Origin of the sequence: Clostridium sp. (assembly GCF_036646415.1) — a bacterium.
Lineage (GTDB): Bacteria > Bacillota > Clostridia > Clostridiales > Clostridiaceae > Clostridium_J.
In genome coordinates this window covers 1-10,309 of sequence record NZ_JAVXMF010000045.1, presented here as the reverse complement: position 1 = coordinate 10,309, position 10,309 = coordinate 1, and the positions used below count along the sequence as shown (strand labels likewise).

The following is a 10,309-nucleotide window of genomic DNA, read 5'->3' as shown; positions in this document are numbered from 1 at the left end:
AATCTTTCCCTTAGCGGAGTGGAAATTATGACAGATTTTTAGCGGATCGTTGTTAATTTACATGTGAGGGGGAATTTTAACATGAAAAACATGAAAAAAGTTATGCCTGCTTTAATAGCTTTACTTGCTTTAGCAATGGCTGGTGGATCAAGTATTACTTGGATATGGTAATTAATAAAAAGGTAACATAACAAACTAATCGGCCTTAAATATATTTAGGAGGACTAAAAATGAAGGGTTTACCATCGAAACAAAAGTTTTTTTTGATTACAGTATATATGATAACGGTAACCTTATTAATATTATCAATGTCTAGTGGAGTTATATCATTTAATATATATAACTATGGTGCTATTATTTTATTTATTGCTTTAACTTTTTTCACGGAATCGTTTACAGTAGCGGTTAAAAATATATCATTTAGCACTAGTTTTGCTATAACATTAGCATCCTATATTTTATTTGGACCTTTTAACTGTATAGTTATAACTGTATCAGGGTTTTTATGTAGGATAATTAAGGTAGGAGATAATAAGTATCAGCATATATTTAATACCCCAATATACGGTACAGCATTTAATTGTTGTGCTTTGATCTTACCCTTAGTTATGGGAAATTACTTTTACAATTTCTTCGGTGGAACGTTTAATATTTCAGATATATATATAAATATACTTCCCATTATAATATTTGCACTTATATATCTTGTAGTTAATGTGTTAATAATATCTAGATTAATGTCTATAATGACTGATAAAAAGTTCTTGTTTTGCTTCGGGAATAATTTTAGACTAGGAATATTAAATTCCATTGTGATGATACCAATAGGGGTATTTGTTGCAATTATTTACTATAAATACACATATTTAGGTATGGTATCTATCGTATTTCCTATAGCATTAATTAGGTATACTCTTATACTTTATTCAAATTCCAAATCCCAATTCATTGAGACAGTAGAAGTCTTAATGAACGCAGTAGAGGCAAGAGATCGATATACTGAAGGGCATTCTAGAAGAGTTGCTGAAATATCTACTAAGATTGCTAAGGAGTTAAAATATAATCAATGGCAAATTGATCAGTTAAATGTGGCAGCTATGCTTCATGATGTCGGTAAGATAGGAATTAGTGATAATATACTAAATAAACCAGGAAAGTTAACAGATGAAGAGTTTAATACAATAAAACAGCATCCGCAAATAGGTTTAAACATAATAAAAGAAATAAAGAATATTAATTATGTTCATCAAATAGTACGAAATCACCATGAAAGGTATGATGGAAAGGGTTATCCAGATGGTAAAAAGGGAGATGAACTTCCACTCAATGTATATATAGTTCAGTTAGCTGATACTGTAGATGCAATGGTATCAGACAGACCATATAGAAAAGGTCTGCCAATGAATGTGGTAATGGATGAAATAGAAAAGTATTCAGGGACTCAATTCCATCCTAAAATAGCAGAAGTTTATTTAAATATTCTTAAAAGAGATGAAAAAATAAAATTAGCTAGTAGTCAGGAACAGGTTAAAGTTACCTGTGGAGGATAATTATGTTTTTATTTGCAATAGTTCTTGCAGTTATAATAGGATATTTATCAAAAGGTAGCTTAGAGAATCTAAGTGAATTAAGATTTAAATCCGTGTATCTTATAATAATTGGGTTTTTATTAGAGTTTATAATGAAGATTTTCCTTGAAAATGGAATGTTAGAATTCGGGGGACTTACATATTTTATTAATATAACTATGTATGGACTTATAATGAGTTTTATATTTGTTAATAGAAAAGATAAAATGATTTTAATAGTTGGATTAGGGTTTCTCCTCAATATCATAGTTATATTTGGTAATAGTTGTACTATGCCAATAGGCACATGGGCTATGAATTGTTTAGGTGTTAATGGAAGCGTTGACACAAAAGGATTATATTCTATTTTAACTAGTGAAACTAATTTCAAGCTTTTGGCTGATATTTTACCCTATAAGTTTTGGAGATATGGTGGAATTGCAAGTGTTGGTGACATTGTGTTAGCCATTGGGGTCATGGGAATAATAATAAAAGGAATGAAATCCAATAAGGAACATTATAATAACTAAGAATTTTATTAAATGTGGAATAATGGATTTAAAGGATAAGAAGATAAAATTAAATAAGAAATAAGGAGTAAGATGAAAAAGTTAATTATCTTGCTCTTTTTTATTTGTAAGGAAATTATTCAAACTTAAGAAAGCAAAGTTATTGAAATTACTTCATTGAGGTAAGGTGAAAATATATGGTATACTATAATATGGAATATGATAAATAAATTTCTAATATACATTTAAAGCGGTAAAATATTAAAATGGAGTATTCATGTAAAAACCGGAGAGTGTTAAATTGATGTAAATATCGTTAAGGGTTAACAGAGAAATTTAAATTAAGATGCGATAGTATTTTAAGATATATATTAAGGTGAGAGGGGATGAACACATGTCATTAAAGGTAAATAATTTAGTTAAGAGTTATGGAGATAAGATTGTAGTTGATGATCTAAGTTTTTCTATAGAAAAGCCTGGAGTTTTTGGATTGCTAGGAACTAATGGAGCTGGTAAGACCACAACTATAAGAATGATGTTAGGAATGTTAAAGAAGGATAATGGAACTATTACTTGGAATGATGAGACATATAATTCTAAGAAGGTTTCTACAGGATATTTAGCTGAGGAGAGAGGGATTTATTCTAAATTTACAATTATAGATCAGCTTGTATATTTTGGAGAACTTAAAGGAATGTCTCGTAAGGATGCTTTGAAAAGTATCGATTACTGGCTTGAGAGGTTAGAAGCTACAGAATATAAAAATAAGAGGGCAGAGCAACTTTCAAAGGGCAATCAGCAAAAGATTCAATTTATAGCAGCGCTAATATCAAATCCAGATATTTTAATTTTGGACGAACCTCTAAGTGGCCTTGATCCTGTAAATACTGATTTATTTAAAGAAGTAATCCAGGAAGAGATTGAAAAGGGCAAATATATAATAATGTCAAGTCATCAAATGAGTACTATAGAGGAGTTCTGTGAGAATCTTGTCATACTTAACAAGGGGAAAACTGTGCTTAATGGTAACTTGAATACAATTAAAAAGTCTTATGGAAGAAATCACTTATTACTAAAGTGTGAAGGAAACATTGATAATTTAATTAAAGATTTTAACATGAAAATATTAAATGAAAATCAAGACTTCATAGAATTAAATGTCACTAGTGAGGAAGAAGCTACAAAGTTATTAAAAGAAATAATAAATAAAAATATACCTGTTATAAGATTTGAACTTAGAGAGCCAACTCTTCATGAAATATTTATAGAAAAGGTAGGTGAGTAGCATGAATATGAGTAATTTTTGGAAGGTTACTAAGTTTACTGTAGTTCAGCAGGTCAAGGGCAAGGCCTTCAAGATTTCTACTGCAATCATATTAGCCCTAGTGCTTATATTAACATCTTTAATTAATTTTATTCCAGCATTTACGGGAAAAGATGATGCTAAAGATGGTGGATCATCGGCTAATGGTGAAGCAGAGATTGGTATAGGCACTGCTTACTATATGGATGATTCAGACTTGAATATAGATTTAGCACCAGGACTTAAGGCTGTATTTCCAAATCTTAAATTTGAAAAAGCAGAAGAGTCAAGAGCTGCTTTAATTGAGAAACTTGATACCACAGAGGAAAATATGGTTCTTGTATCTATAAGTAATGAAGAGATGGGATATTATGTAGAGGTAATTACACCATCTAATAGTGATATCGTGTCATCAGATGACGGAAATGTTTTAGCAGAAATTATATCAAGGAATTTAAATGAAGGAAGATTATTAAATGAAGGTATATCTCCTGAAAATGTAGGAAAGGTATCAAGTCCAATTAATACCAGGGTTATTGCGGCCGGGGAAGAAAATGATACTTTTGAGGATATGATTATAAAAATGGTATTCCCTATGGTTGCATGCATACTACTTTTTTATATAATTTACTTCTATGGATATTGGGTTGCAAGTTCTATAGTTGCAGAAAAAACTTCAAGAGTAATGGAATTATTACTTACTTCAACAAAGCCTATGGAGCTTGTGGTTGGTAAATGTGTAGGTATGGGATTCTTAGCAATAACTCAATTTGCATCACTTTTACTTACCGCATTTATATCCTTTGTAGGAAGTGGAGCTATAGTTAAAAGATTCATAGATACTTCTGCCAATATATTTGACATAGCAGGAGTTCTTGGTAAAATACCTGTATTACAAGTAATTTTAATTATACTATTCTTTATTTTAGGATATGTATTATATGCAGTGTTAAATGCATTAGTTGGAGCGACAATAAGTAAATTAGAAGATTTAAACACAGCAATAATGCCAGTGTCTTTTATATCAATAATAGGATTCTATATTGCATATGCAGCAATAATGGCTAATGGTTCTATTGTAGCAAAAATAGCAACCTATATGCCGTTCTCATCACCATTCTATATTCCATCAATGATTTTATCAGGAACTATAGGGGCTGGAGCAATGTTAATATCGTTATTAATACTTATTGCAACTATTGTAGTATTAACATTATTTACAGCTAGAGTGTACTCAGTGGTAATATTACACACTGGTAATAGATTAAAGATAAAAGATTTATTCTCAATTTTTGGAAACGAAAAGTAATTAGATTTAATTAAACAGAAATGATAAGATGAATAATTTTATCATTTTTGTTTTATAAATTATTTCATAGGACTTATGGGAGAAATTTATGTTTTTTAGTTTAAACTGAGATTAATGTAGAAGAAATATAGGTAGTATGCCATAGGTATATTAAGAAATACATAATGGGTTATTAAATATGAAATTTAAAGGTTTTGTTAAGAATTTAAATTTAAGTTTATTAATTTTATAAGAAGTAGTATAATTATACATTAAGTGACTAAAAACATTATAGTCACAGTAAATTATTAAAATAACATGGATTAACCGTTGTTGTTATGTCGAATTAAATAGGGAGATGATTAAGTGTCAAACAGTAACATGGATTTAGGTAAGGATAAAGTAGGAAGTCTATTATTTAAGTTAGCACTTCCAGCTATTATTGCCCAACTTGTAAATGTATTATATAACATAGTCGATAGAATATTTATTGGAAGAATGGCAAGTGGAGAATTAGCTATGGCTGGTGTTGGAGTTGCTTTTCCAATAATTATAATTATATCAGCATTTAGTGCTTTAATTGGAATGGGAGGAGCTCCTCTTGCTGCAATAAAAATGGGTGAGAAGGATAATGATGGTGCAGAAAATATAGTAAGTAATAGTTTTTCTACACTAGTTTTAATTGGGCTTGGTTTAACTATTGTATTATTAATATTCCAGGAACCTATACTTTGGGCCTTCGGTGCTAGTGATCAAACTATAGGATTTGCTAAGGATTATTTAACTATATATCTTGTAGGAACTATATTTGTACAAATAGCTCTTGGAATGAACCCTTTTATAAATACTCAGGGATTTGCAAAGACAGGTATGGTTACTGTAATGGTTGGAGCAGCTATTAATATTATCCTAGACCCAGTATTTATATTTGGATTTGGAATGGGAGTTAAGGGAGCGGCACTTGCTACCATAATTGCTCAAGGAGTATCAGCAATATGGGTTTTATGCTTCTTGTTCGGAAAGAAAAGTATTCTTAAAATAAGAAAAAAATATATAATTCCAAACCCTAAGGTAATGCTTGGAATTATGGCTCTTGGAATATCGCCATTTATAATGCAGGCTACAGAAAGTTTAGTTTTAATATCTTTAAATAACCAACTTAAACTATACGGTGGAGATTTAGCTATAGGAGCTATGACTATAATGAGTAGTATTATGCAAATAATAATGCTTCCACTTATGGGATTATCTCAGGGAGCACAACCAATTATAAGTTATAACTATGGGGGGAAACAAGTAGATAGAGTTAAGAAAACATTTAAGTTATTAATTATATGTTGTATAACATATACAACAATTATGTGGGCATCTCTTATGATATTCCCAGAAGTATTCGTAGGAATATTTAACAAGGATCCAGGACTTATGGCAATTACAACATGGAGTATTAAAATATACTTTTCAGGAATATTATTATTTGGAGCACAGATGGCTTGCCAACAAACATTCCTTGCCCTTGGTCAAGCTAAGATATCTCTTATCTTAGCATTGCTAAGAAAGATAATTTTATTAATTCCATTGATATTTATACTTCCAATGTTCGTTGAAGGAGACACTGCTAAGCTTCAAGGTGTTCTTGCAGCAGAACCGGTGGCGGATATATTAGCAGCATTAAGTACTATAGTTTGTTTTGCTATATTTTATAAGAGAACACTTAACAATGATTTAGATGTTAAGACTGGAGATTAAGATAATAACCTATAATAATTATAGATTTAACTAAAGAATTATATGAAAGAGAGATTACTTTATAAACCTTATGATAAATTATAATGGTTTAAAAGGTAATCTCTTTTTGATTTGATGAAGGGCTGTATTAAAATAACTAATTATGTTTTAATATATAATATAATTAAAACATAGTTAATTTTAAAAACAGTCATAAGTTTCAATATCCCAATTATAGGTTTGAAGTATTATCTAAGTGTTGTATTTGTTGAAGGCTCTTTTTCACCAGTAGGGGTATGTTCAGTTGCCTTGTTTTTAACACATGACTGATAGTTTGGACTTGATGGGTCAGATTTAAGAGTTGTAGTTTTCTTATTTTTATGATCGCTAAAATCCTTTGACACGATAACACCTCCTTGATTTATTCCATGTTTAGATGTTCTAATGATTAACCCTCTTTAGACTTAAGCAAAGAAGGGATACCACTCTGTGTAAGTTTTTCTAAGTTTCAGCGTGAGTGAGGTATTCTTATTAAAACTCACTTTCAAGCTAAGAATAACTTGATAACATTATTAGAATTTGCTTATTTACATTAAATAATACTGGTAAATATTATCTTGTATAAGCATATAAGGGAAATGGTATGAAATAGTTGAAGTAATTATTTTAATATAATATAAAAGTAATGTTATGGTTAGATTTACTAGAACACATCATCAAGATGTTAAAAATATTAAATGCAAATAAGTAAGTTATTATATATAATTACAATAAACAGACTAGAACAAGAAGGAGTACTACTTGTTCTAGTCTGTTTTTTCATAATTGGGTGGTAAATTAATTAATATGGAGATATTAATTAAGTATATTTTTATTATTACCCACAATTCATTTTTTAAACAATTATTTTTAATATTTAATGAAAAGCAAAAACTAAGGGAAAGTATAAAGTTGAAATAAGAATAAAAATACACCTTGAAAATTAATGAAATTCACTTTAATCTATACTGAAAATATTTTGTTTGAATTAAGTGTAATAAATTTTAAAATTTATTACATAGGATAATGACAAGGGAGAATTAAGTTTATTTACTATAGTACATAGTACATAGTACATAGTACAAAGAGTTGTTACTTAAGATTTAGAGAATTAACCCACTCACTAGCCCTTAACTTACTTTCTTCCTTGGAGCGAGTTAATGGATCTTGAAATTCGATTTTACCTAAGATTGTATTACTGAATTTTAATTTGTTCTCAAAGTTTTCAAAGATTTTCTTAGAACTTCCGCCACCATGACAACAAAATAACCCTATATTTTTACCTGCAATTTCATTTTCACTAAAAAAGGTTTTTAGTGCAGGTGCATAGGTACCAGCCCATATGGGACTTCCAATAAACAGGATATCATATTTGCTTAAATCTATAGTGTAAGGATTAAGCTTAGGGGTTTCATTCATTAAAACTTGTTTACCACCCCAAAAATATTTAGATAGTTTAAAGCTATTAGGCTTTAAGTTCTTAATAGGTTTTAGCTCTAATATATCACAGTTTAGTGTGTTTTTAATTTCTTCTCCAATTAGTTTTGAGTTTCCATCAAGTGAGTAGTATATAACTAAAGAATTTGACATTTGAAACATCTCCTTTTTTAAGTAAAAGTTTATTTTATAACAGTATATATAACAGTATATGGTATTTCAAGTATAAATAATATTAAAATTATATATAAACATGATTTTAGATTAGAAATTATACATAAAAAAACTTGTATACGTTATAATAATATATAATAAATTTATAAGATTGACATAACTTCTTCAGTATTGTATTATAAACAAAACTAAACAAATATAGTAGAGAATTAAAAGTATTAATTCTTTAATGTACTTAAAGCTAAATTATGTTATAAATTTAATAATTACTAGATGTTATTTAGGGTAGAGGAGCTTTTACCAATAGTATCTTTGAGGAGTGGGCACACGTTAATTCAAAGAGAAAGGGGAGAAAAGCCGAAGGAAATAAACTGGCAAGGATATTTCCTGGGTTAGTGCAAAATATGTACTAGACTGCCACTATGAAAATAGTGGAGAGCTACAAAGTAACACCTGTTATGTTCATAGTGTTTTAAACTTGGGCGTGATAAAGGTGTTCCTTTGTCCGCCTTTTTTAATTTTTCAAATTATGTACCAAAACTAATACTACCCTCATAAACTTATAATGGGGAGCTGAAAGGAGAAATCACTATGAACTTATTTGGAACAATGGATGTTAGAAACAATAGTCTTTTTATTGGAGGAATTAATACCATAGAACTTACGAAAAAATTTGGAACTCCTCTGTATGTTATGGATGAAGAGCAGATTAGAGATAACTGTAGAAGATATCTTCAGGCAATGAAATCAAATGTAAATAACAAGGTTGCTTATGCAGGTAAAGCCTTCTTGACAAAGGCTATTGTACAGGTTATTAAGGATGAAGGATTATGCCTTGATGTGGTATCAGGAGGAGAGGTTTATACTGCAGTAGTAAGTGGATTTCCTATGGAAAATGTATATTTTCATGGTAATAATAAAACCCTTGAAGAGATAAAATTAGGAGTCAAATCAGGGGTAGGCACTTTTATAGTTGATAATTTAATGGAGATAGAAAATATTAATAGAGTATGCGAGTCTTATGGAGTAACTCAAGATATTTTGCTTAGAATAATTCCTGGAATAGAGGCACATACCCATGAATATATAAAAACAGGTCAAATTGATTCTAAATTTGGATTTACGCTACTAGAAGATAATATTTTTAGAGTTGTAAAATCAATTGAGGGATTAAAAAATCTTAATTTAAAAGGAGTTCATTGTCATATCGGATCGCAAATTTTTGATGTTGAACCTTATAGAGAAGCAGTAAGAGTCATGATGAGTTTGATGAATACTATTAATAATAACTGCAATGTTACAATTACTGAGCTAAATCTAGGTGGAGGCTTTGGTATATATTATGGGGAGGGAGATGACCCAAAAACTATTGAAGAGTATTGTGGTGAAATTTTAAAAGAGGTTGACATATGTAGTGAAAAATTACAGATGAAAACTCCTAATATAATAATTGAGCCGGGTAGAAGTATTGTTGGGAATAGTGGAGTAACCCTATATACGATTGGAGGTATGAAAGAAATTCCTAACATTAAAAAATATGTGTCAGTGGATGGCGGTATGACTGATAATATAAGACCATCATTATATAGTGCACAGTATCAGGGCATAATTGCTAACAATGTGGAAAATATTGAGGAGACTATGGTGACAATTTCAGGAAAGTGTTGCGAGTCAGGGGATGTTCTAATAAATGATATAAGTCTTCCTACAGTTAAACAAGGGGATATATTAGCAGTTCTATCAACAGGAGCATATTGTTATTCTATGAGTAGTAATTATAATAAAATTCCTAAAGCACCAGTGGTTTTAGTGGGTAAATTAGGGCCAAGACTAATATGCAGAAGAGAAACCTATGAAGATATGTTAAGAAATGAACTTGATTTAGGAATTGTATAGTAATATTTAGAAACAATAGATGGTTCATTAAGAAACAGCTTCCTTATATATTTGAAGTAAAAGTAGTTATAAAACTATAGTTAGAATTTTATACAAGGGGTACCATGAGGTACTCCTTCTTAGATTTATGATAATGCTAATATATAATGTGCTGTAATAGTATCAACCACTACAGCTAAAAAAATGTGGATAAATATAAAAAATACATATAAATAAGTTGATATAATTTCATAATAAGGTGAAACTTATTGACAGAGAATTTATAAAGTGATAAATTATGTTTAATGGGAGATGATTGTAATGAAATATTTAATAAATGAAAAACATCAACATCATCATAGTTACAAGGTCTTATAATCTTAGGTTT

The 10,309-nt window shown here is 29.4% G+C and carries 8 protein-coding genes and 1 riboswitch; of the genes, 6 read left to right on the top strand and 2 right to left on the bottom strand.

Going from position 1 to position 10,309, the window contains the following annotated elements:
- Nucleotides 1–230 precede the first annotated feature (230 nt).
- The 5 genes from RSD37_RS16140 to RSD37_RS16120 all read left to right on the top strand — a co-directional run bounded on the left by RSD37_RS16140 (nucleotide 231) and on the right by RSD37_RS16120 (nucleotide 6,417).
- Nucleotides 231–1,550: an HD-GYP domain-containing protein gene (locus RSD37_RS16140; protein ID WP_346947760.1), complete on the top strand. Its 1,320-nt coding sequence runs from the start codon at nucleotides 231–233 to the stop codon at nucleotides 1,548–1,550.
- Between the two features lie 2 nt (nucleotides 1,551–1,552).
- The gene (locus RSD37_RS16135; RefSeq protein WP_346947759.1) at nucleotides 1,553–2,098 is read left to right on the top strand and encodes a DUF5317 family protein; all 546 of its coding nucleotides are present in this window, start codon (nucleotides 1,553–1,555) and stop codon (nucleotides 2,096–2,098) included.
- A 373-nt stretch (nucleotides 2,099–2,471) separates the two neighbouring features.
- The gene (locus tag RSD37_RS16130; protein ID WP_346947758.1) at nucleotides 2,472–3,362 is read left to right on the top strand and encodes an ATP-binding cassette domain-containing protein; all 891 of its coding nucleotides are present in this window, start codon (nucleotides 2,472–2,474) and stop codon (nucleotides 3,360–3,362) included.
- A gap of 7 nt (nucleotides 3,363–3,369) precedes the next feature.
- Nucleotides 3,370–4,689, top strand: a complete 1,320-nt coding sequence (locus tag RSD37_RS16125) for an ABC transporter permease (RefSeq protein ID WP_346947757.1) — start codon at nucleotides 3,370–3,372, stop codon at nucleotides 4,687–4,689.
- Nucleotides 4,690–5,049: 360 nt separating this feature from the next.
- Nucleotides 5,050–6,417: an MATE family efflux transporter gene (locus RSD37_RS16120; RefSeq protein WP_346947761.1), complete on the top strand. Its 1,368-nt coding sequence runs from the start codon at nucleotides 5,050–5,052 to the stop codon at nucleotides 6,415–6,417.
- A gap of 227 nt (nucleotides 6,418–6,644) precedes the next feature.
- Here RSD37_RS16120 and RSD37_RS16115 read toward each other — a convergent pair whose 3' ends face one another.
- Nucleotides 6,645–6,800: a hypothetical protein gene (locus RSD37_RS16115; RefSeq protein ID WP_346947756.1), complete on the bottom strand. Its 156-nt coding sequence runs from the start codon at nucleotides 6,798–6,800 to the stop codon at nucleotides 6,645–6,647.
- A gap of 727 nt (nucleotides 6,801–7,527) precedes the next feature.
- Nucleotides 7,528–8,025 carry a flavodoxin gene (locus RSD37_RS16110; protein WP_346947755.1) on the bottom strand — a complete coding sequence of 166 codons (498 nt, stop codon included), beginning with the start codon at nucleotides 8,023–8,025 and terminating at the stop codon, nucleotides 7,528–7,530.
- A 299-nt stretch (nucleotides 8,026–8,324) separates the two neighbouring features.
- Nucleotides 8,325–8,496: riboswitch (Lysine riboswitch) on the top strand.
- Nucleotides 8,497–8,637: 141 nt separating this feature from the next.
- Between RSD37_RS16110 and lysA the strand changes: the two genes are divergently transcribed.
- The gene (gene lysA, locus RSD37_RS16105; protein ID WP_346947754.1) at nucleotides 8,638–9,942 is read left to right on the top strand and encodes a diaminopimelate decarboxylase; all 1,305 of its coding nucleotides are present in this window, start codon (nucleotides 8,638–8,640) and stop codon (nucleotides 9,940–9,942) included.
- Nucleotides 9,943–10,309: the final 367 nt, after the last annotated feature.

Bases quoted from the DNA above. Each gene is read 5' to 3' on its own strand.
- RSD37_RS16140 (WP_346947760.1), top strand. From the start codon at position 231: ATGAAGGGTTTACCATCGAAACAAAAGTTTTTTTTGATTACAGTATAT.
- RSD37_RS16135 (WP_346947759.1), top strand. From the start codon at position 1,553: ATGTTTTTATTTGCAATAGTTCTTGCAGTTATAATAGGATATTTATCA.
- RSD37_RS16130 (WP_346947758.1), top strand. From the start codon at position 2,472: ATGTCATTAAAGGTAAATAATTTAGTTAAGAGTTATGGAGATAAGATT.
- RSD37_RS16125 (WP_346947757.1), top strand. From the start codon at position 3,370: ATGAGTAATTTTTGGAAGGTTACTAAGTTTACTGTAGTTCAGCAGGTC.
- RSD37_RS16120 (WP_346947761.1), top strand. From the start codon at position 5,050: ATGGATTTAGGTAAGGATAAAGTAGGAAGTCTATTATTTAAGTTAGCA.
- RSD37_RS16110 (WP_346947755.1), bottom strand. From the start codon at position 8,025: ATGTCAAATTCTTTAGTTATATACTACTCACTTGATGGAAACTCAAAA.
- lysA (WP_346947754.1), top strand. From the start codon at position 8,638: ATGAACTTATTTGGAACAATGGATGTTAGAAACAATAGTCTTTTTATT.